Annotated in this window: 23 protein-coding genes; 14 read left to right on the top strand and 9 right to left on the bottom strand. The window is 64.7% G+C overall.

Annotated features, from left to right (window positions below; genetic code table 11):
* Position 1 precedes the first annotated feature (1 nt).
* From araD1 to ACE3PR_RS16185, 4 genes are read left to right on the top strand one after another with little or no spacing between them, the layout of a single operon-like run.
* Positions 2-997: an AraD1 family protein gene (gene araD1 / locus ACE3PR_RS16200; RefSeq protein WP_374373994.1), complete on the top strand. Its 996-nt coding sequence runs from the start codon at positions 2-4 to the stop codon at positions 995-997.
* 1 nt (position 998) lies between these two features.
* Positions 999-1,916 (top strand): 2-dehydro-3-deoxygalactonokinase, encoded by a 918-nt coding sequence (locus tag ACE3PR_RS16195; RefSeq protein ID WP_374373992.1) that lies wholly within the window; start codon positions 999-1,001, stop codon positions 1,914-1,916.
* 11 nt (positions 1,917-1,927) lie between these two features.
* A complete protein-coding gene (locus ACE3PR_RS16190; RefSeq protein ID WP_374373989.1) occupies positions 1,928-2,569 on the top strand; it encodes a 2-dehydro-3-deoxy-6-phosphogalactonate aldolase in 642 nt (213 codons plus the stop codon).
* Positions 2,566-3,585 carry an aldose epimerase family protein gene (locus ACE3PR_RS16185; protein WP_374373987.1) on the top strand — a complete coding sequence of 340 codons (1,020 nt, stop codon included), beginning with the start codon at positions 2,566-2,568 and terminating at the stop codon, positions 3,583-3,585. The genes ACE3PR_RS16190 and ACE3PR_RS16185 overlap by 4 nt, the downstream gene beginning before the upstream one ends.
* Here ACE3PR_RS16185 and ACE3PR_RS16180 read toward each other — a convergent pair.
* Positions 3,582-4,412, bottom strand: a complete 831-nt coding sequence (locus ACE3PR_RS16180; protein WP_374373985.1) for an aldo/keto reductase — start codon at positions 4,410-4,412, stop codon at positions 3,582-3,584. The two genes, ACE3PR_RS16185 and ACE3PR_RS16180, sit on opposite strands and share 4 nt — an antisense overlap.
* A 21-nt stretch (positions 4,413-4,433) precedes the next feature.
* Complete coding sequence (locus ACE3PR_RS16175) at positions 4,434-5,609, bottom strand: MFS transporter (RefSeq protein WP_374373983.1); 1,176 nt, start codon at positions 5,607-5,609, stop codon at positions 4,434-4,436.
* 112 nt (positions 5,610-5,721) lie between these two features.
* Between ACE3PR_RS16175 and ACE3PR_RS16170 the strand changes: the two genes are divergently transcribed.
* Complete coding sequence (locus tag ACE3PR_RS16170) at positions 5,722-6,642, top strand: LysR family transcriptional regulator (protein WP_374373981.1); 921 nt, start codon at positions 5,722-5,724, stop codon at positions 6,640-6,642.
* A 6-nt stretch (positions 6,643-6,648) separates the two neighbouring features.
* Here ACE3PR_RS16170 and ACE3PR_RS16165 read toward each other — a convergent pair whose 3' ends face one another.
* Together ACE3PR_RS16165 and ACE3PR_RS16160 are read right to left on the bottom strand one after the other, a co-directional pair.
* Complete coding sequence (locus tag ACE3PR_RS16165) at positions 6,649-6,942, bottom strand: hypothetical protein (protein WP_374373979.1); 294 nt, start codon at positions 6,940-6,942, stop codon at positions 6,649-6,651.
* Between the two features lie 179 nt (positions 6,943-7,121).
* Positions 7,122-7,532 (bottom strand): DUF2000 family protein, encoded by a 411-nt coding sequence (locus ACE3PR_RS16160; protein WP_374373977.1) that lies wholly within the window; start codon positions 7,530-7,532, stop codon positions 7,122-7,124.
* Between the two features lie 34 nt (positions 7,533-7,566).
* On the opposite strand from ACE3PR_RS16160, the gene ACE3PR_RS16155 reads away from it, so the two are divergent.
* Entirely contained in the window at positions 7,567-8,445 is an 879-nt protein-coding gene (locus ACE3PR_RS16155) for an AraC family transcriptional regulator (protein ID WP_374373975.1), read from the top strand.
* 24 nt (positions 8,446-8,469) lie between these two features.
* Here ACE3PR_RS16155 and ACE3PR_RS16150 read toward each other — a convergent pair whose 3' ends face one another.
* Together ACE3PR_RS16150 and ACE3PR_RS16145 are read right to left on the bottom strand one after the other, a co-directional pair.
* Complete coding sequence (locus tag ACE3PR_RS16150; RefSeq protein WP_374373972.1) at positions 8,470-8,850, bottom strand: c-type cytochrome; 381 nt, start codon at positions 8,848-8,850, stop codon at positions 8,470-8,472.
* 128 nt (positions 8,851-8,978) lie between these two features.
* Complete coding sequence (locus ACE3PR_RS16145; RefSeq protein WP_374373970.1) at positions 8,979-9,719, bottom strand: 3-oxoacyl-ACP reductase family protein; 741 nt, start codon at positions 9,717-9,719, stop codon at positions 8,979-8,981.
* 111 nt (positions 9,720-9,830) lie between these two features.
* Between ACE3PR_RS16145 and ACE3PR_RS16140 the strand changes: the two genes are divergently transcribed.
* Both ACE3PR_RS16140 and argB read left to right on the top strand, forming a co-directional pair.
* Positions 9,831-10,469: a TetR/AcrR family transcriptional regulator gene (locus ACE3PR_RS16140; RefSeq protein WP_374373968.1), complete on the top strand. Its 639-nt coding sequence runs from the start codon at positions 9,831-9,833 to the stop codon at positions 10,467-10,469.
* Positions 10,470-10,542: 73 nt separating this feature from the next.
* Complete coding sequence (gene argB / locus ACE3PR_RS16135; RefSeq protein WP_374373965.1) at positions 10,543-11,424, top strand: acetylglutamate kinase; 882 nt, start codon at positions 10,543-10,545, stop codon at positions 11,422-11,424.
* 5 nt (positions 11,425-11,429) lie between these two features.
* Here the strand turns inward: argB and ACE3PR_RS16130 are convergent, their stop codons facing one another.
* A complete protein-coding gene (locus tag ACE3PR_RS16130; RefSeq protein WP_374373963.1) occupies positions 11,430-12,221 on the bottom strand; it encodes a substrate-binding periplasmic protein in 792 nt (263 codons plus the stop codon).
* 179 nt (positions 12,222-12,400) lie between these two features.
* Between ACE3PR_RS16130 and ACE3PR_RS16125 the strand changes: the two genes are divergently transcribed.
* Together ACE3PR_RS16125 and ACE3PR_RS16120 are read left to right on the top strand one after the other, a co-directional pair.
* Entirely contained in the window at positions 12,401-14,206 is a 1,806-nt protein-coding gene (locus ACE3PR_RS16125) for a potassium/proton antiporter (protein ID WP_374373961.1), read from the top strand.
* A gap of 34 nt (positions 14,207-14,240) precedes the next feature.
* Positions 14,241-14,543, top strand: a complete 303-nt coding sequence (locus ACE3PR_RS16120; RefSeq protein ID WP_374373959.1) for a hypothetical protein — start codon at positions 14,241-14,243, stop codon at positions 14,541-14,543.
* Between the two features lie 3 nt (positions 14,544-14,546).
* Here ACE3PR_RS16120 and ACE3PR_RS16115 read toward each other — a convergent pair whose 3' ends face one another.
* Together ACE3PR_RS16115 and ACE3PR_RS16110 are read right to left on the bottom strand one after the other, a co-directional pair.
* Positions 14,547-15,749 (bottom strand): DUF2336 domain-containing protein, encoded by a 1,203-nt coding sequence (locus tag ACE3PR_RS16115; protein ID WP_374373957.1) that lies wholly within the window; start codon positions 15,747-15,749, stop codon positions 14,547-14,549.
* Complete coding sequence (locus tag ACE3PR_RS16110) at positions 15,746-17,443, bottom strand: diguanylate cyclase (protein ID WP_374373955.1); 1,698 nt, start codon at positions 17,441-17,443, stop codon at positions 15,746-15,748. The genes ACE3PR_RS16115 and ACE3PR_RS16110 overlap by 4 nt, the downstream gene beginning before the upstream one ends.
* A gap of 178 nt (positions 17,444-17,621) precedes the next feature.
* Here ACE3PR_RS16110 and ACE3PR_RS16105 point away from each other — a divergent pair, with 178 nt between their 5' ends.
* From ACE3PR_RS16105 to ACE3PR_RS16090, 4 genes are read left to right on the top strand one after another with little or no spacing between them, the layout of a single operon-like run.
* Positions 17,622-18,380: a pyrimidine 5'-nucleotidase gene (locus ACE3PR_RS16105; protein WP_374373953.1), complete on the top strand. Its 759-nt coding sequence runs from the start codon at positions 17,622-17,624 to the stop codon at positions 18,378-18,380.
* A gap of 3 nt (positions 18,381-18,383) precedes the next feature.
* Entirely contained in the window at positions 18,384-19,232 is an 849-nt protein-coding gene (gene dapD / locus ACE3PR_RS16100) for a 2,3,4,5-tetrahydropyridine-2,6-dicarboxylate N-succinyltransferase (protein WP_374373950.1), read from the top strand.
* Positions 19,229-20,383, top strand: coding sequence for a succinyl-diaminopimelate desuccinylase (dapE, locus tag ACE3PR_RS16095; protein WP_374373948.1), 1,155 nt, complete (start codon positions 19,229-19,231; stop codon positions 20,381-20,383). The genes dapD and dapE overlap by 4 nt, the downstream gene beginning before the upstream one ends.
* A complete protein-coding gene (locus ACE3PR_RS16090; protein ID WP_374373946.1) occupies positions 20,376-20,954 on the top strand; it encodes a hypothetical protein in 579 nt (192 codons plus the stop codon). The genes dapE and ACE3PR_RS16090 overlap by 8 nt, the downstream gene beginning before the upstream one ends.
* Positions 20,955-20,958 lie beyond the last annotated feature (4 nt).

Genomic DNA, 20,958 nt, shown 5'->3' with positions numbered 1-20,958 from the left:
CATGCGCCTTATCCAATTCAACAAGAACGGCCGGCGCGGTGTCGCGCGCATCGAGAACGCAAATGCCATCGTGGTACCGCTGGCGGACCGGGTGATCGATCTCGCCAATGCGGCCCTGGCCGATCGCCGCGGCCTCGCCGCCGAAGTGACGGCACGGGGCGATGGCGAGACGCTTGATTACGCAGCTTTGCTCAAGGACGGCGCCGTACTCTCGCCGGTCGATCATCCCGATCCCACCCATTGCCTCGTCGCCGGCACCGGCCTTACCCATCTGGGCAGTGCCGATACACGCGACAAGATGCACCAGAAGGTGGCGGGCGCCATCGAAGACCTCACCGATTCCATGAAGATGTTCCGCATGGGCCTCGAGGGCGGCAAGCCGAAGGGCGGCAAGCCCGGCGTGCAGCCGGAATGGTTCTACAAGGGCGACGGCTCGATCGTGGCCAAGCCCGGCGCGGCGCTCGACTTTCCCTCCTTCGCCCTCGATGGCGGCGAGGAGCCGGAAGTCGCCGGCATCTATCTCAATGACATGCAGGGCAAGCCCTGGCGCCTCGGCTTTGCCATCGGCAACGAATATTCCGACCATGTGACCGAGCGGCAGAACTACCTTTATCTCGCCCATTCGAAATTGCGCGCCTGCGCCATCGGCCCGGAATTGCTGCTGGGCGATCTTCCCGACAGCGTCGAAGGCGAAAGCCGCATCTGGCGCGACGGCAAACTGCTGTGGAAGAAACCCTTCGTCAGCGGCGAACGCAACATGTCGCATACCATCGCCAATCTCGAATACCACCACTTCAAGTACAAGCAATTCCGCCGCCCGGGCGACCTTCATATCCATTTCTTCGGCACGGCGACATTGTCGGTGGGCGACGGCATCGTGACCCAGCCCGGCGATCTGTTCGAGATCGAGGCACCGGTTTTCGGTGCCCCCTTGCGCAATGCGCTGGGTGCCAAACCGAATGACGATTTCCCCCTGGGCGGGGTCGGGTCGCTCTAGCGTGTCCATCGCCTGCATCGCGGTCGATTGGGGCACCAGCAACCGCCGCGCCTGGGCGCTGGATGCCGGGGGCAATGTGCTGGAACGCCGCGCCGATGATCAGGGCCTGATCGCGATCGGTGCCAATGGCGACTTCAAGGGCTCGCTGCAGGCCTTCACCCAAGGCTGGCTCACCGGCGCCCCCGTGATCATGGCGGGCATGGTGGGCAGCCGCGCCGGCTGGCGCGAGGCACCCTATCTCGAAACCCCCGCCCGGCTCGACGATCTCGCCACCAGGCTGATCGCGGTTGACGGCATTCCGGGGACAGAGATCCGCATCGTGCCCGGGATGGCCAGACGCGATGCCGGCCAGCCCGATGTGATGCGCGGCGAGGAATGCCAATTGCTGGGCGCGAAACTGACCCGCGGCATCGAGGACGGCATCTTCCTGCTGCCCGGCACCCATGCCAAATGGGCGCGGGTGGAAGGCGGGCGCCTCACCGATTTCCGCACCTACATGACCGGCGAACTCTTCGGCCTGCTCAGCCGCCAGGGCAGTTTGTCCCAGGTGATCGGCGGCGACACGCTCGATGCCGCCGCTTTCGATCGCGGCCTTGCCCGAGCGCAGCACAGCGAGGACGGCGCCCTCACCCATCAATTGTTCGGCGTGCGCAGCCTCTCTCTGTTCGGCGAGTTGGCGCCGGGCAATGCGGGCTCCTATCTCTCAGGCCTGCTGGTCGGCACCGAAATGCAGGATGCGCTCACCTGGCTGCGCCGGCATTCCAGCATCTCCCATCTCATCGCCATCGGCTCGGCCTCGCTGCTTGCGACCTATGCCGCCGCATCGGCGAGGTTCGGAATCACCCTCGAGCGGCTCGACAGTGATACCATCCTGCCGCCCGCTTTGTTCGCGCTCGCCAAGCGCGCGAAGCTCTGTTGAGGACCATCGGAATGAAAGATCTGCGTGCCTGGTTCCAGGATTTGCCTCTGATCGCGATCCTGCGCGGCATCACCCCTCCGGAGGCCGATGCCGCTTTGGAGGCACTCGAAGAGGCGGGCTGGCGGGTGGTCGAAGTACCGCTCAACAGTCCCGACGCCCTCACCACCTTGAAGCGCATGGTGGCCAAAGGCGGCGACAGGCTGCTGGTCGGCGCCGGCACCGTGCTCACCACCGATGAGGTCTCAGCCATCGCCGATGCCGGCGCCCGATTGATGGTGGCGCCCAATTGCGATCCCGCCGTGATCAAGGCCGCCAAGGCGCGCGGCCTGTGGACCGCGCCCGGCGTCGCCACGCCGAGCGAAGCCTTCACGGCGCTCGCAGCCGGTGCCGATGCCCTGAAGATGTTTCCCGGCGAATCCATGCCGCCCCAGGTGGTGAAGGCCTGGCGCGCCGTGATGCCGAAGGGCACCTTGCTGCTGCCCGTAGGTGGTGTGAAGCCCGACAACATCACCGCCTATACCCAGGCGGGCGCCAATGGTTTCGGCATCGGCACATCGGTCTACAAGCCCGGCATGACAATCTCCGACATGGCCAGGGCCGCGCGTGATCTCGCCACCGCCTATCGCCAGGCCGTGGCTGGCCTCGACAGATGAGCGTCACCCGCTTCGGCCTCCTCGATGACGGCAGCGCGATCGAACGCGTAAGCCTTTCCGACGGTGGCCTTCAGGTAAACCTGCTCTCGCTGGGCAGCATCATCCAGGACCTCACTTTCGATGCGGGCAAGGGACCACAACGCCGCGTGCTGGGTTTCGAGCAGCTTGGCGATTACGTGGCTCATTCGCCCTATTGCGGCTGTGTCGCCGGGCGCTATGCCAACCGCATCGCCGAGGGGCGTTGCGTCATCGACGGCCAGACCTATCAATTGACGCGCAACGAAGCCGGCCGCACCCATCTCCATGGTGGCGAGATCGGGTTCAGCCACCGTGTCTGGCAGATCCTGGATCACGGCCCGCAGCATGTGACGCTGGAGCTTCTCTCGCCCGATGGCGAACAGGGTTATCCCGGGAATCTCGCCGCGCGCTGCACCTATCGCATCACGGGCGAGGGCGAACTGGCAATCGAACTCTCGGCAACCACGGATCGGGCCACCATCGTCAATCTCGCCACCCACAGCTATTTCAATCTGGATGGCACGGAAGACATCCTGGATCATGTGCTGGAGGTGCCGGCCACGCATTATCTGCCGGTGGATGCACACCGGATTCCCACCGGCGAGATCGCCCCGGTCGACGATACCGTCTTCGATTTCCGCACCGGCCATGCGCTCCGCGCGGCACCGGGCAAGATCCAGCCGGCCTATGATCACAATTTCGTCCTGGGTCGGGCGCGCAGCATGGCGCCGCGTCTGGCTGCCCGCCTCATTGGCCCCTTGAGTGCCACGCAACTGGAAATCCGCACCACCGAGCCCGGCCTCCAATTCTATGACGGTGCCCGAATCGGCCCGCTGGTGCCGGGCCATGGCGGCCGGCGCTACGGCGCCTATGCGGGACTGTGCCTGGAGCCGCAGATATTTCCGGATTCACCCAACCACGCGAACTTTCCCGATGCCGTTTTGCGGCCCGGCGAAACCTACCGGCAACTCACCCTCTATCGCTTCAGCCGCGTCTAGGCTGCGTCCCAGGCCGGGGCGAGGCCAAGCGGGCTGACGATGCGGCCCTTCGGGTTCGCCAGTTTATGGATCGCCGCCATGTCTTCGGCGGAAAGTTCGAAATCGAAGATCGCGAGATTTTCCCTGGCCCGTGCCTCGCTCACGGTCTTCGAGAGTGCAACGACACCCTTTTGCTGGATGAGCCAGCGCAAGGTCACCTGCGCGGCCGACTTTCCATACTTCTTGCCGATCGCCTGGAGAATCGCATCTTGCGGCACCTTGCCGTCGGCCATGGCGTAATAGGCCGTCACCGACATGCCGGCGGCGCGCGCGGCATCGAGCACGGGGGTCTGGTCGAGATAGGGATGATATTCGATCTGGTTGGTGACCAGCGGCGCCGCACTCAGCTTCACGGCCTCCGCGATCAAAGCGCGGTTGTAATTGCTGACACCGATATGCCGCGTCTGGCCCTTCTGCCGGACCTCGTTCAAGGCGCCGATCTGCTCGGCCAAAGGCACGTCATTGTTCGGCCAGTGAAGGAGCAGGAGATCGACGTAATCGGTCTGGAGCTTCCCGAGGCTGTCATCGACCGATTTCAGGAAATTGGCATGGCGGAAATTCTTCACCCAGACCTTGGTGGTGAGGAAGATGTCGGCGCGCGCGACGCCCGACGCCGTGATTCCTTCGCCTACATCGGCCTCGTTGTTATAGGCCTGCGCGGTATCGATATGACGATAGCCGATATCGAGGACATGCTTGACCATGCGCCGGGTGTCGCCGGCATCGACACGGAACACGCCGAAACCGAGGGCCGGAATATCCGCGCCGTTTGCGGTGACATTGAACATCGGGCAACTCCGTTCGTGAATTTATTCGGCCGGGCAGGCGGCGGCGATTCTCGCGGGGCGAAAATCGAGGCGCCAGCTAATGAGCGCCACGGCAAGACCGCCCAGACTTATCAGAGCCGCGAGCCAGAAGACAGAGGTGAGGCCGGCTCCCTGGTCGATCGCGAAGCCACCGGCCCAGGCGCCGATCGCATTCCCGAGATTGAAGGCCGCGATGTTGAGCGCCGAGGCAAGATTGGGCGCCCCACCTGCTTTGCCGAGGACTCGCATCTGCAAGGGCGGCACGGTCGCGAAGGAGGCCGCCCCCAGCAAGGCGACGCCGATGATGGCGGGGATGGTTTCATGGGCGCCCCAGACCATCGCCACCAGCACCGCGGAGAGCGCCATCAGCGTGCCGACGAGGGCCGGCATCAGCGCGCGATCGGCGAGCTTGCCGCCCAGCAGGTTGCCGGCGATGAGACCGAGGCCGAACAACAGCAGAATGGGCGCCACCCAGCTTTCGGGGAGGCCTGTGACCTGCGTCAGGATGGGGGCGATATAGGTGAAGGCGGTGAAGAGGCCGCCGAATCCCAGCACCGTCATCAGGAAGCCCAGCAGTACCTGGGGCTGCAACACGGCGCGGAGTTCGTCCTTCAAGCGTGGTGCCTGGCCGCTATCCTTGGCCGGGACCAGCAAAGCAGTCGCCGCCATGGCAACGAGGCCGATCGCGGTCACGGCCCAGAAGGTGGCGCGCCAATCCAGGGTCTGGCCCAGCCAGGTCCCGAAGGGCACGCCCAGGATGTTGGCCGCGGTGAGGCCCGTGAACATGATCGCGATGGCACTGGCTTTCTTCTCGGCCGGCACCAGCGAGGTCGCCACCACCGAGCCCACGCCGAAAAAGGCGCCATGGGCGAAGGCCGCGACCACGCGCGCTGCCATCAGCGACCAGTAATCCGGGGCGAGGGCGCAGGCGAGATTGCCGATCGTGAAAAGCGCCATCAATCCGAGGAGCACCTTCTTGCGCGGCCAGGTGCCGGTAAGAACGGTGAGAAGCGGGGCACCCACCACCACGCCAAGCGCATAGCCGGTGATGAGGAGGCCGGCGGCGGCGATGGTGACGCCGAGATCGTTCCCGACCTCGAGCAGCAGGCCCATGATGACGAATTCCGTGGTGCCGATGCCGAAGGCACCGGCGGCGAGGGCATAGAGAGCGGCTGGCATGATGCGATTCCTGACGAAAATGGCTCGACCTGCCGGGGAAGATGGACGTTCCGGCCAGTTTCGACTACAGTTCGCAAGATAAAATCACTTATGAAACAAATTCCTCAATCTTATGCTGCAGAACAAGGCCGCCGAAATGGAGATTTTCGTCCGGGTCTATGAGACCGGCGGCTTCTCGGCGGCGGCGCGTTCCCTCGGCCTCACGCCCTCGGCCATCGCCAAATCCGTGGCGCGGCTCGAGCAGCGTCTGGGCACCACCCTCTTCCAGCGCTCGACAAGGAGCCTGCGCGCGAGCGCCGAGGGCGAGATCTATTACGAGCGCGCTCGCGCCATCCTGAGTGAGATCGAAGCCGCCGATAGCAGCGTCGGCCAGCAAGCGGTGGCGGCGCGCGGCCGCATCCGCGTCAATTCCACGATCCCCTTCGGAACCCATGTGCTGCTGCCGCATCTGGGGGAATTCCTGAAAGCGCATCCGCAGGTGACGCTGGATCTCAGCTTCACCGACGATGTCGTCGATCTGCTGGCGGAACGGACCGATGTCGCGATCCGCGTCGGTGCCTTGAAGGATTCGCGACTGATGAAGCGGAAGCTCGGCTCATCGCCGCTGCTGCTCGTGGCCGCTCCGTCGTATCTGAAAAAGATGCCGCCCTTGCGCAAACCCGCCGACCTCGCGCGCCACAACTGCCTCAACTTCAATTTCCGCCGACAGGTCGGCGAGATCACGCTACTCGAGAACGGCACCCGCAACACCTATCCGGCGCCGGGCAACATCCTGGTCAATAATGGCGAGACCATGCGTCATTTGATCCTGGCCGGGATCGGCATCGGCCGCCTCGCGCATTATCATGTGGCAGCGGATCTCGCCGCGGGCCGACTGGCGCGAGTGCTGCCGGATGTCGATCCGGGCGAGCGCGAGGACATTCACGCGGTCTTTCTGGGCGCCGGTGGGCGTTTCTCGCTCCCCGTCCGCACGCGCCTCTTCATCGATTTCGTGGCCACCCAGGCACGTCTGTGCCTGGGCGGAACCACGTAACCACACTCATTTTTTCGCGGTTTCAATCCGCACCAGCACATCTGTCGGCTGCGGCTCGTGCGGGGCCAATGTCGTGCGGTTCATGTCGGCCCAGCTTGCCAGCTTGACGATGTTGCAGGTGGCGGTGCCGTCTGGGAGATCGCCAGTCTTCTCGACGATCTCGAGACCTTCTTTGTCCAGGAAATAGGTGTGATGGCCGAAAAGGGGGATAAGCTCGGCCATCATCGGATGGTCTTCGGGCAAGGCCTGGGCGCTGATCTGTTCGGTGGTGTCTTCGATCTGTCGGGCGGACAGCTTCATGCAAGATCTCCGTCGCGGGATGTGGTTGACGTTTCGGGGAAGGTGTTCCCCCATGTCGCCCGACCCCATCATCGCGCCGGACTTAGGTGTTAGGTGGAGTCCGTATCTCTTCGATCAACCCCGGGAGATGTGACTTCGGGACCGGCGCGCATCACCGCCTTGTCACCGCAAGAACATGCTCACCCATGCAGCGCGAGCCCCTTGGTCACCTTGTCGATATCCTTGCGCGCGGCATGGAAACCCAGGCCGACCAGATCGAGTGCATCCGTGATGACTCCCGCCACGGCGGCGCGGTTATCCGCATCATGGCCGGTCGTGAATAGTTCCGCCGTATAGAGCGAGCAATCGAGGCCGCGCTCGATCGCGCGCGACAAGCTACGGGTGAGTTCCGACCCGGTTGCCGCGAAGATCAGGATCGGCTGGCGCACCAGCGGCCCGTAGAGCCGTCCGGAGCCATCCCGATAGCGCTCGCCTGCCAGTTCGGGATAGGATCCGACCAGGCCACCCGCCAGGAAACTGGCGACGTTGAGCTTCTGCCAGATAGCGAGATCGTCGCGCACGATGATGGCGATCTTGGTGTCGAAACGCATTTGCTGCCCCGTGGATGACCGATGTGGATGACCGATGTCGCGAGAACCTGCCGCGCCGACAAATTCCGATCTTGAACGATCCTGCGGAAATGCGGGCAGGAGCTGGCTGCGCCTCGGCCCGTCGGCCCCCGGCATCGAGCGCATCGAGGCCTTCTTCACCGGCCATGCCTATGACGATCATCGCCACGATACCTACGCCTTCGGGCTCACGCTCTCCGGTGTGCAATGCTTCGATTATCGCGGCGCCCGGCGCGATTCCATCACCGGGCAGGTCATCGTCCTTCATCCCGACGAATCCCATAACGGCCGCGCCGGAATCGAAGAGGGCTTTCGCTACCGCATGATCTATGTGGCTCCGGATCTCATCGCCGATGCGCTGCAGGATCGCGCCCGGCATCTGCCGTTTCGGCGCGACGTGGTGAGCGATGATGCCCGGCTCTTTACTGCCTTGCGCGATGTCCTGGGCGATATCGACCAGCCGCTCGAGGAACTCGCCTGCGATCACGTCATCGCAACTCTGGCCGACGCCCTGCTTGCGACCGATCAGGCGATGCGCCGGCCGGTTCGCGGCCGGCCGCTCAAGGTGGACATCCAGGCCGTCGACCGCGCCCGGGAATTTCTCGATGCGCATCCGATTGGCTCACCGGATTCCGCCACCCTCGAACAGGTGAGCGGCCTCGACCGTTTCACTTTGGCGCGGCAATTCCGGCGCCGCCTCGGCACCAGTCCCTATCACTATCTGATCATGCGCCGCCTGGAACGCGCGCGGCACCGGCTGCAGGTGGGCGCATCTTTGGCCGATGCCGCCTTGGCCGAGGGCTTCGCGGATCAAAGCCATTTCACCCGGCATTTCAAACGTGCCTTCGGCCTGACACCCGGCGCCTGGCGCGGGCTCGCCAGGCGCGCACCCTGATCAGGCGCCCACCCAGAGCCCGCGTTAGCGCAGTGTCTTCAGATAGGCGATGATGTCGGCGCGCTGCGTGGCATTGGTGATGGCCACCGCCATGCTGGTGCCGGGTACGGCTTTCTTCGGATTGGTGAGATAGGCGTCGAGCTGCGCCTCGTCCCAGGTGATGCCGGCGGCCGGCAGGGCCTGCGAATATTTTGCGCCCTCGACGCTGCCGGCGGCGCGGCCGAGGATGGCGGAAAGATGCGGCCCCATCTTGTTCTGCCCGGCTTCGACACTGTGGCAGGCGGCGCAACGCTGCTTGAACAGGGTCTCGCCCTTGGCGGCATCCTGGGCCAAAGCCGATCCTGCGATCACTGAACCCGCACTCATCGACAAGGCGGCGGCAAGAACAAGGCGGGTAACGGGCATGCGGGCTCTCCTGCTGGCATAGGACGGCGGAAGAGCGATATGGCGGCAGCCGCCGGTACCGGCAAGGGGCCGCCATCGCAGCGTCACATGAACGGGCAAATCAAACCGAGAATCGGGCAAGACCCGGTTCAGATATTGAACCCGCCATCGATGGTCAGCGCCGTCCCCGTGATGCCGCGTGCCTCTGGTCCGGCGAGATAGGCGACGCCCCCGGCGATCTCGGCCGGTGTCGCAAAACGCGGGATGGACATCTGCCCCAACTGCCCCGCCGCCATCGGCCCATCGGCCGGATTCATGTCGGTATCGGTCGAGCCCGGCTGCACCAGATTGACCGTGATGCCGCGCGGCCCCAGATCCCGCGCCAGGCCCCTGGTAAGACCGATGAGCGCCGTCTTGCTCATCGTATAAAGCGTGAGGCCGGGAAACGGGATGCGGTCGGCAAGGTTGCTGCCGATGGTGATGATGCGGCCGCCATCGCTCATGACCTTGGATGCCGCCTGCGATGCCAGGAACACGGCCCGCACATTCACGGCCATCAGCCGGTCATATTCCGCGACCGGAATTTCGCCAAAGGGTGTCATGGTGGCGATGCCGGCGGAATTCACCAGGATGTCGAGCCGTCCCATTTCGCGGACAACCCGGTCGATGCTGCCGGTCACCGCTTCGGGTTCCCCGCTATCGGCCTGGATCGCCAGCGACCGGCGGCCGGCCTGCCCGATCTTCTCCTCCACCGTTCGCGCCCGCTCGGGCGAGGCATGATAAGTGAACGCCAGATCGGCGCCTTCCGCCGCCAGGCGTTCCACGATGGCGGCGCCGATGCCACGGCTGCCGCCGGTCACCAGGGCCACTTTTCCAACCAGACGGGACATGTCTCTCTCCTTTATGTATCGTTTGATACATAAATAGCTAGGGGCCTTGCCCAGGCTGGTCAAGTGAATTATGTATCGACAAGAACAAAAATCGGATGGATTTGAGCGAACATGGCTGAAAGAGGCCGCCCCCGGGCTTTCGACCGCGATCTCGCTCTCCGGCGCGCCATGCGGGTGTTCTGGGAAAAGGGCTATGCCGGGGCCAGCCTTGCCGATCTCAAGGAAGCCATGGGCATCAACGGCCCCAGTCTTTATGCCGCCTTCGGCTGCAAGGAAGCCCTGTTCGAGGAAGCCGTCGATCTTTATGCCGATCTCGAAGGCACCCAGCTCTGGGCGCATTTCGGAGAAGCGCCAACAGCCCGGGAGGGCATGGCCGCGCTCCTCAGGGCCTCGGCCGAAACCTATACCGACCCGGCGCGGCCCCATGGCTGCATGGTCGTGCTTGGCGCTCTTGTCGGCGGCGAGGCGGAAGCCAAGGTCGCGGCCGGCCTCGCCCGGCGGCGCCAGGACGGCATCGCCCAGATGACGGCGCGCCTCGCCGCCGATGTGGCCGCCGGTCGCTTGTCGGCCGGCATCGATTGCCGCGCGATCGCCACCTTCTACACCACGGTGCAGATGGGTATGTCCTTGCAGGCCCGCGACGGCGCCAGCCGCGAAACGCTCCTCGCGGTGGCCGATGCCGCCATGGCCGCCTGGGACAATCTCGTCCGGCCGGTCGACCCCTTCAAGCCTCGCATATTTCCCGCTTGATTTTGGGGGGCTGCGCCCCCACTTTGCGCGCCGGAATCCTTACCCCCGATAGCTGGCGAGCGAAGGCCTGACGATGAGCATCTCGGACACCAAATACTGGCTGAAGACGGCGCAGACCCTCACCGAAGCTCTGCCCTATATGCAGAAATATGCCGGCAAGCGCTTCGTCATCAAATATGGCGGCCATGCCATGGTGGACAAGGAACTGGCCCGCGTCTTCGCCCGCGATGTGACGCTTCTGCGTCAGGTCGGCATCCTGCCGGTGGTCGTCCATGGCGGCGGCCCGCAGATCGGCAACATGCTGAAGCGGCTCAACATCGAATCGCGCTTCGTCGACGGCTTGCGCGTCACCGACGCGGCGGCGATGGAAGTGGTCGAGATGGTTTTGGCCGGCTCGATCAACAAGGAAATCGTGGCCGCCATCAACGAAGCCGGCGGCAAAGCGGTCGGCATTTCCGGCAAGGACGACAATCTGCTCCTCGCCCGCAAGACCGAAATGACCAAGGACGGCGAGCGCATCGATCTCGGCCTCGTCGGCGAACCGGACAAGGTCAATCCCGGCATCATCCGCTCGCTGGAACAGGCGGGCGTCATCCCGGTCATTGCCCCGGTGGGCTTCGGTCCCGATGGCCAGACCTACAACATCAACGCCGATACCGCGGCCGGCGCCATCGCCGCAGCGATCGGTGCCGCGCGTCTCCTGATGCTGACCGATGTTCCTGGCGTGCTCGACAAATCCGGCCAGCTCGTCCAGCAGCTCACCGCCGGCGAAGTGCGCGCACTCGCGGCCGACGGAACCATCTCCGGCGGTATGATCCCGAAACTGGAAACCTGCCTCGCTGCGGTCGAGAGCGGTGTGGAAGCCGCCGTCATCCTCGACGGCCGCGTGCCGCATTCGATGCTCCTGGAAATCTTCACCCCGCAGGGCATCGGCACGCTGGTCACCCGCGGCTGAGAACGTCAATAAGGCGTGCTGGGCTGCAGACCGTAATATTCCAGCACGGCGACATAACCGCCGTCATTGCGCTTGCGGCCCAGGACAGATTCGAAATCGCCCAGCCTGTTCCGATGGGGTGACGTCTTGCCCAAGCACAGCACATATTCGAACGTATCCAGCACCAGCGGCAGCATGATGAGATCTTCCGCTAGCCCGAGTTCCTTGAGGTAATATCCACCAGAGGTCGGCGTCACCAGGGCAATATCGCCGCGACCGAGAGCCAGTCCTTTCAGATGTGACGCATAATCGTCGGCAAAGAAGACGTCGAAACCGGCCCTCGCCAGATTTTCCTTCGCCCAGCCATTGCCGAAATAGCTGATGAAGCTGTAGCGCCGCAGATCCTCAAGATTTCCGGCCGCTTCGATTGCCGCCAGTGATTTATGCCCCCGCCGCAAGAGGGGATGGAGCGGGGCGCGAAGCACTGGCAAGGTCCCGCAATCGGCATATGCACGGCGTTCCGCGGTCGAGACCGTGATGAAGCCGTCGGCCTCGCCTCGGCGCACCATCTGTTGCGCGCGTTCCCAGGGATAGGTTCCCACCTCGACCGCCAGGCCTAACTCGCGCTCGAAAATATCGGTGGCGACGTCGACCAGAATGCCGCGCGTTTCGCCATTATGGTCGAATGACAGCGGCGCGAGGCTTTCGGCAAAGACGAGACGGATCGATGTATCGGCGAGAGCCGGCCCGGTAAAATGGAACATGGCCGGAAGCAAGATCGCCAGGATCGCCAAGCGGGCGAGCAGCGAATTTGTCACAAGCGACCTTTGCCATGTCCGGGACATCGTCCACCCTAGCAAAGGCATGCCCATCGGTAAATTGACTGTGTTCAATGCGGCGCAGGGGGGCGGTCACACGATCGGGCTTTGCGGCGATGCAGCGGAGGTGGTTATAGTACGGCCACCGCCTTGCCACTGCTTCGGAGCCGCAGAGCACCTTGGAATTCATCAACCAGATCATCTTCCTGGGTGCCGTTCTCGCGGTCATCAGTATCCTGCTGGGGCAGCTCTCGTCCCGTTTGGGTGCTCCCTTGCTGCTGGTCTTCCTGCTGCTGGGCATGCTGGCAGGCGAGGACGGACTCCTAGGACTGCCCTTCGATTCCTACCGTGCCACCTATGCCGTCGGCTCGATCGCGCTTGCGATCATTCTTTTTGAAGGCGGGCTGCGGACGCCGCGCGAAGTGGTGCGCCTGGTCTTCTGGCCCAGCATCACCCTGGCCACCATCGGCGTGGTATTGACCGCCCTCTGCACGGCGGGAATCGCCGTGGCCCTTCTCGACATGACGCCGCTGGAAGGCATCCTCATGGGGGCGATCCTCGCTTCCACCGATGCCGCCGCCGTCTTCATGCTGCTCCACGGCCAGGGTGTGGCAGTTAATGCTCGCGTCGGCGGCACGCTGGAACTCGAATCCGGCATGAACGACCCGATGGCGGTGATCCTGACATTGACCGCCGTCAAACTGCTGCAGCTCGAAGCCGCGTTCAGCGGCTGGCAGGAAGCCGGCATCTTCGTTCTCCACATGGCAGGTGGCGGCCTCATCGGCGCCGTCGGTGGCTATGGCCTGCGCTGGCTGTTGCAGCGTCTCAATCTCTCCGCCGGCCTCTATCCGGTGCTGGCCACTGCCGGTGCGCTCCTCATCTTCGGCGGTGCCAACGTTGTCCATGCCAGCGGCTTCCTCGCGGTCTACGTGGCTGGCGTCATGCTGGCCCGGGCCCCCTACCGGGCGCAGCAGGTCATCATGCGTTTCCTGGATGGTCTCGCCTGGCTGGCGCAGATCGCCATGTTCCTGATGCTGGGCCTTCTGGTGACGCCCACGGATCTGCTCTCCGATCTCCTGGCAGCCCTCGTCCTCTCCGCCGGCCTCATTCTGGTGGCACGGCCGGGAGCCGTGCTCCTTTGCCTGCTGCCCTTCCGCTATAACTGGCGCGAACGCGGCTTCGTCGCCTGGGTGGGCTTGCGCGGCGCGGTACCGATCTTCCTCGCCTCGATCCCGATCCTGGCCGGTGTCGAGAATGCGCAGATTTATTTCAACGTCGCTTTCGTCGCCGTCATCACCTCGCTCCTCATCCAGGGCTGGACCGTGAGCCGCGCCGCGCGCTTCCTCGGCCTCGAAGTGCCGGCGACCTCGCCCGGCGATATGGATCTCGATATCAGCCTCGGCCATGGCGCCACGCGCGAGCTCGCCGGCTTCCGCGTCGCGGCGGGAGCCCGCGCCCTCAATCACAATTACGGCGATCTCAATCTCCCCAGCCTGGTCGAGATCGTGAGCGTCATCCGCGAATCCAATCCCATCGCCGATTTCCGCGCCACGCGGCCCAGGATCGACGATTACGTGATCGCCATCGCGCCGCCCGCCGAGATCGCGGGCCTCCATCAACATTTCGTCCACCGCGATTCGGAGGTCAGTTCCGGCATCGCCGGCTTCGGCGAATTCGTCTTCGGCGCCGAAACCCCTGCCGACGATCTCGCCCTCATGTACGGCATCGATCTCGGCCCCACCGCCAAGGGCCGCAAGATCGGCGATGTGCTGCATGACGAAATGGGCGATCAGGTCGTCGCCGGCGACCGATTGAAATTCAACGAGATCGAACTGGTCGTGCGCGAAGCCAAGGACGGCCGCATCCGCCGCATCGGCCTGGAGCTTGAAGACACCCGCATTCATCTTCCCGTCACACGGGCGCTGCGGAAGCTGAAGCATCCCCTGAAAAGCTGGCGCGCCTTCCGCCGCCTCAGCCGGATGTGACGTCAAGAGATGTGACGGTGGTCGCACCTTCGGCGTGATCGCCGATGCGTTTGTGTCCGCCGTCACTGAACCTTTTCCGAATATGCCCCAGATGGAACTGACCGGCCGCCGGTTCGGCGGTTCGCTTGTCAGGAAAATCATGTTTTCCGGCCGTATCGGCTTCGTTGCCATCCAGCAGGGTCTCGGTCTTTTCGGCCAGGCCCAAACCGAATACCAGAATGAAGATTACCGCGCCGCCGCCGAAGCGGCCAATGAGATCTTGGCGGATCCGCCGCCGGCCAAACCATCGGACCGGGCCCGCCATCTCTTCGTCAGCCTGCTCGCAGCGGTTTTCTGAGCCTCAGCCGGTGAAGAGTTCCAGCTGCCATTCCATCTCGCGCTCGGTCAGCGGGTAATCGCTGCCGCCGCGGGGATTCAAGGCCTGGTGCGGCGGAATGCCCGCGATCTTCAGCTGCAATTGCAGGGCCTGGCGCATGCTGAGCTTGGCTTTCCAGGCCAGCGCCGTCACCGCCTTGGCGCTCATCGAGCCGATGATCTTCTTGACGATCACGGCATTGAGGGCCGCATCGCGGGCCAAAGCGGCCAGCACCTGATCGCTTTTGCCGCCAGCGATGGCCGCCGACATCGCCTCGGCATCGCCGGGCGGCGGCGGCGCGCTGCTCCCGGCGGCGTCGCGCTGCTTCGCCTCGGCGGCGAGGCGCTTCTTCACTTGCTTGGCAACCGCCTTCGCCGTCGCCTTGTCGAGATCGGGCCGCGCCTGCAGCAGGTCGAAGAGCGAAGACGAGACGAAATCGGCGAGGCGCCGGATCGCATTCATCGGCAGAAAGGGCCGCCGCACCAGCGGCTCCTGCCAGACCTCGATCGCCGGTGCCCGCTCGAGGATGAGGTCCAGCGTCTCCTCCCGGATCTGGGTGCTGCCATTGTTGAGCAATGCCGTGATCGTGTCGGTTTCCTCGGGCGCCTCGATCGCCGCCGCGACGATCGCATCCGCCAGGCGGTCGCCGACATGGCGCCGTTTGGCGATGGCGGCCAGCGCGCCGTGGATCGGGCCGCTGCTGATGATTTCCAGCAAATCCTCGTCGGTGAGGATCGGCGAATATTGCAGCACCGGGCCGGCGACGCGGATCTCCAGATCCCGCGCCAGTTCCTGGATGACGTGATGGGGCGCGTTGGTGAGATCCTTCAAGGCCTCGGCAACGATGCGCCGGACTTTCACCGCCTCGTCGCGCGCCAGCTTCTCCAGCACCTCGATGGTGAGATCGCGGATCTGGGCACGCGTCTCCTGCGGCAGATTGGGGGCGAGCCGCGCGATCTTGGCGGCCAGCAATTCCCGCACGCCCTCATCCTGATCGCCGGCCAGAAGCAGATCGGCCTGGCGCGGCGTGGCATTGTTGCCGGCAATGGCGCGACGCACCTCGCGTGACTTGTCCTCGGCCAGGAAATAGAGAAGTTCCGGACGCAAATCGTTGCGGCCGGCGAGTTCCCGGCGCTCGCGTTCGTTGCCGGCGGCGGCCAGCTTCTTTGCTTCTTCGTATTCCATCATTCCACCAGCACGAAGCCGCCCTTTCCGCCATGCTTGATCCGGTACATCGCCTCGTCGGCCCGGGCCATCAACGTCTCGATATTGTCGTCCTGTCCCGCATCCTTGCGCAGCAAGGCGATGCCGATGGAAAAGCCGAGCTTCTTTTCAGCACTCGGTGCGAAGCGCCAGAGGGCCGTCGCCGCCCGCTGCAGATCGACGGCCTTGGCCTTGGCTTCCTCCGGCCCCAGACCTTCGAGCCAGGCCACGAATTCATCGCCGCCCAGGCGCCCGATCGGATCGCGGGTACGCAGGTTCTCGCGCAGGATGTCGGCCGTGGCGACCAGGGCGGCATCGCCCTGGGCATGGCCGAAGCGGTCATTGACCTGTTTGAAATTGTCGAGATCGACATACATCAAGGCCCCGGCATGACCGTCGAGCCGGGCCCGCGTCACCGCGCGCGCCAGCACGCTTTCGAAGCCGCGGCGGTTGAGAAGGCCGGTGAGGGCATCGGTGGTCGAAAGATGCCGCAGCGCCTCCTGCCCTTTCAATTGTTCGATCAGCACGGCCAATTGCTCGGCAAGCTCGCCCAGCAGGAAAAGATCGTCGGCCGCCCAGGGGCCGCGCACGGCCTTGCGCCAGAGGACGAGCAGGCCGACGCCGCGCCCTTCATACCGGCACAGGAGGGCGATGCCCAGGCGATGCCCGGCATGCCCCATGGCGAGGCCGTTATCGGATTCGAGTGCCGTGGCGATGAGGTCATCGTCGGCGGGATCCGGCTGACCGGTCAGGCATTCGGCCAGTACCCCGTCCGGCCCCACGCGGCGGACATGGCCCAGTTCGGCGCCCACGGCCTGCATCGCGGTATTGAGCGCGGTGGCGATCGCCGCCTCGGGATCGATGGTCCGGCGCAGCGAGCGCATCAGATGCAGCACCAGGCGTTCGCGGTGGCGTGCTTCGGCAAGATCCGTCTCCCGCGCCTTTTGCGCGGTGATGTCGCGGGCAAGGCCGCGCGCACCCCGGAACGGGCCGCTCCCCGTGGCGTTCCCCGGGATGTTCCCCGAGATATTCAGGGGCTGGCCCTGGACCAGCAGGCAAAGCGGCCTTTTATCCGGCCCCAGCATCCAGATTTCGCTCCCCGCCTGCGGACCGGCGCCGGAAAAGGCCGCGGCGACGTCTTCCGAGATCGCAAAATCCTGGGGCGATTGCCCGACGAGATCGGCGGCTGCGCGGCCCAGGGGCGCCTCGCCGGCAACGAAGCTGAACCGCCCCGCATCATCCACCTCCCAGGTGAAATCGGCGGCGCGGTCGATGAGATCCTTGAAGCGCTGCCGGGAATCGATGAGGGCACCCCGGAGGGCGCGTTCCAGGCTGATATCGCGCCCGAGCAGCAGGATGGCATCGCCGCTGGGCAGCAGGGAAAGATCGAGCGAGACCGGCTTGCCGCTTTCGTCCAGGCCATCGAGGGCCGCCAGGCGCCGCGGCTTGCCCCTACGCGCCTCGCCCAGGGCCTGCCCTAGTTCGGCGGGTGGCCGTGCCAGCATCAGGCGCAAGGTGCCCGCCGCTTCATTGGCGGCCAGCACCTTGCCGTCATGGGCCAGCAGCAGGGCCGGATTGGAATCGAGGGCCAGCGGCCCGTCCGGCGCAAAGAGCCGGAGCGCGGCTTTGATCGAATCCTCGGTCGTCTCTGGCGGGGTTGGAAGAGTGGGCGGGCTCATGGCGCCTGAGGGTGCCGCAGCATCCTTAATTCCATGTTAAGTTCCGAAGAGGAACACGCGCCCTCATTGGCCCCTTGCCACCCCCAGCTTCCAAGCCATAAGGTCGCCCGCGCGTTTGATCCATGCTGGAAATGACTGAATCCCGGACCCGAATATGCCCCCGAACATGCCATCGGCCGTGACATTTTCCAGGGCGCTAGCGTCTGCCGGGGCGCCTATCGGGGCGTCTGGCGGACAAAAACCGGTCGGTACCTGGATTTTCGACCTCGACAATACCCTCTATCCTGGCTCCTGCCGGCTGTTCGACCAGGTACAGGTCAAGATCCGGCAATTCATCCGGGGGCATCTGGGCTTGGACGAGGCCGGCGCCCTTGATCTGCAGAAGCGGTATTTCCGGGAACACATGACCACCTTGCGCGGCCTGATGATCAATGACGGTGTCGATCCGCACGCCTTCCTGGGTTACGTCCATGACGTCGATCTGTCCGGCGTTCAGGCCGATCCCGCCCTCGATCGCGCCATCGCCGCTTTGCCCGGCCGCAAGGTGATCTTCACCAACGGCTCGGTCCCGCATGCGACGCGCATCCTGGAAAAGGTCGGGATCGGCGATCATTTCGACGGCATCTTCGACATCGTCGCCTCGGATTTCATCCCCAAGCCGGATATGGGCGTCTATCGCCGGCTCTGCGGCGCCTATGCGATCGAACCCGAGACCGCCGTCATGATCGACGACATGCCGCGCAATCTGGTGCCGGCGCATACCCTCGGCATGACCACCGTCCTCATCCAGGACGGCGACGTCTTTGCCACCCTGGACGATGCCGCCGCGATGGCCGAGAGCATCCATCACAGCACCGGCAACCTCGCCGAATTCCTCGCCGCCTATCTCGCAACCCGACAGGTGGCAGCACGCAACACAGCGACAGTGGAGAGTTGAGACATGAGTGACCTTGTGAGCGTCATCGACGCCGCCTGGGAAAACCGCGCCGAGATCAATGCCGGCACCAAGGGCGCCGTGCGCGACGCCGTCAACATGGCGCTGGCCAAGCTGGACGAGGGCAGTCTGCGCGTGGCGGAGAAGATCGGCGGCAAGTGGCAGACCAACCAATATCTGAAGAAGGCGGTGCTGCTCTCTTTCCGCCTCAACGATTCCTATATCGTGACCGGCGGCGGTTCCTTCCCCGGCGGCGAGGCGACCTGGTTCGACAAGGTGCCCTCGAAATTCGCCGGCTGGGACCAGGCCAAGTTCAAGCAGGCCGGCTTCCGCGCCGTCCCCGGCGCCGTCGTGCGCCAGAGCGCCTATGTGGCCCCCAGCGTCGTTGTGATGCCGAGCTTCATCAATGTCGGCGCCTATGTCGACAGCGGCACCATGGTAGATACCTGGGTGACCATCGGCTCCTGCGCCCAGGTCGGCAAGAACTGTCACATCTCCGGCGGCGTGGGCCTCGGCGGCGTACTCGAGCCCCTGCAGGCCGGCCCCGTCATCATCGAGGACGATTGCTTCGTGGGTGCCCGCTCGGAAGTGGTCGAGGGCGTCGTCGTCGAGACCGGCTCGGTCATCTCCATGGGCGTCTTCATCGGCGCCTCCACCAAGATCATCGACCGCGCGACCGGCGAAGTGCATTACGGCCGCGTGCCCGCTTATTCCGTGGTGGTGCCGGGTTCGCTGCCGGGCAAGCCGCTGCCCGACGGCACGCCCGGCCCCAGCCTCTATTGCGCGGTCATCATCAAGCGGGTCGATGAAAAGACCCGTTCGAAGACCTCGATCAACGATCTGCTGCGGGATTGAGCATTTTGGATCCGGTTGAACTCGCGCGCGATCTCATCCGCCGGCCCTCGGTCACCCCGAAGGACGAAGGCGCCATCGGCGTGCTCGAAGCGGCGCTGAAGCCCCACGGCTTCGTCGCCCACCGTCTGGGCTTCGAGGCGCCGGGCACGACGCGGATCGAGAATCTCTACGCCAAGGTGGCGGGCGACCGGCCGGGGAAAAATCTCTGTTTCGCGGGACATACCGACGTCGTGCCGCCGGGCCGGGTCGATGCCTGGAAAGTCGATCCCTTCGCCGCCCAGGTGATCGATGGCGAGCTTTACGGTCGCGGTGCCGCAGATATGAAGAGCGCCATCGCCGCCTTTGCCGCGGCTGCGGCGCGTTTCGTCAAGAAACGTGACGGCAAGTTCGCTGGCGCCATCTCGCTCCTCATCACCGGCGACGAGGAAGGTCCTGCGGTCAACGGCACCAAGCCGGTGTTGAATTGGCTGAAGGAACAGGGCGAGAAGCTTGATGCCTGCATCGTCGGCGAGCCCACCAATCCGATGAAGCTCGGCGAGATGGCGAAGATCGGAAGGCGGGGCAGCTTCACCGGTCGCCTCACCGTGCACGGCATCCAGGGCCATACCGCCTATCCGCATCTGGCCGACAACCCGATCCATCGCCTGGGTAGCATGATCGCGGCTTTGACCGAGCCGCTCGATCACGGCTCGGCGCATTTCCCGGCGACGACCTTGCAATTTGCGACCGTCGATGTGGGTAACCCCGCCAACAACGTCATCCCGGCGGAAGCCAAGGCGGTCTTCAACGCCCGCTTCAACGACCATTACACGGCCGCGAGCCTGGAAGCCGAGATCCGGCGCCGCCTCGATGAAGTGGGCGGGCATTATGATCTCACCTGCGAATGCTCCGGCGAATCCTTCCTCACCCCGCCGGGCCCGCTCTCGGATCTCCTGGTGGCGGCGGTGAAGGCCGAGACCGGCCTGATGCCGGAGCTTTCCACCACCGGCGGCACCTCGGATGCGCGTTTCATCAAGGATTTTTGCCCCGTGATCGAATTCGGCCTCGCCGGTTCCACCATGCACAAGGTCGACGAGCGCGTGCCGGTCGCCGATATCGAGGCCTTATCGCGCATCTATGAGCGCGTGCTCGACAGCTATTTCGATGCCTAGCTGGCAGGAGGCGCTGGCCGCCATAGAGGGCTTGAAGCGCCTCCTCCGGTTCGATCCCGGCTTCGCGCAATGGTTCGACCGCAGCGCTACCGGCGCCAAGCGCTCCTTCGGCCTGATGCTGCCGCTCCTGCCCTGCTTCCTGATCCGCTTCTTCGTCGGTGCCGATCTGCGGCCCGAACTCGATCCACTGCATGTCTTCGGCGCCGCGGCGGTCGCCTATGTCCTCAGTTGGGTGATGTTCCCGCTCCTGCTGATCGTCATCGGCCGCGCCATCGAACGCGAGAATCAGGCAATCGGCGCGATCACCTTCTACAATTGGTTTGGCGCCGCGTTTACGCTCGTGCTGACGGCATTGCACCTCATCGCCTCGGCCGGCATTTTCAGCGAATCGTTGCTCGTCCTCACAAACATCCTGGTGCTGGCTTCGCTGGTCTTCGAAGCCTTTGCCCTGCGTGTCGTGATGGGAATCGGCTATGGCGGCGCGATCCTGCTCACCGTGCTCGACTTCATCCTCAACTGGAGCCTCTCGGTCCTGCTGCTGATGCCGCTCTATCAGCCGATAGCGACCTGAACGG

Source organism: Dongia sp. (assembly GCF_041909655.1).
Lineage (GTDB): Bacteria > Pseudomonadota > Alphaproteobacteria > Dongiales > Dongiaceae > Dongia.
Note: the sequence above shows the minus strand (reverse complement) of the source record. Positions and strands in the feature narration are given on the sequence as shown.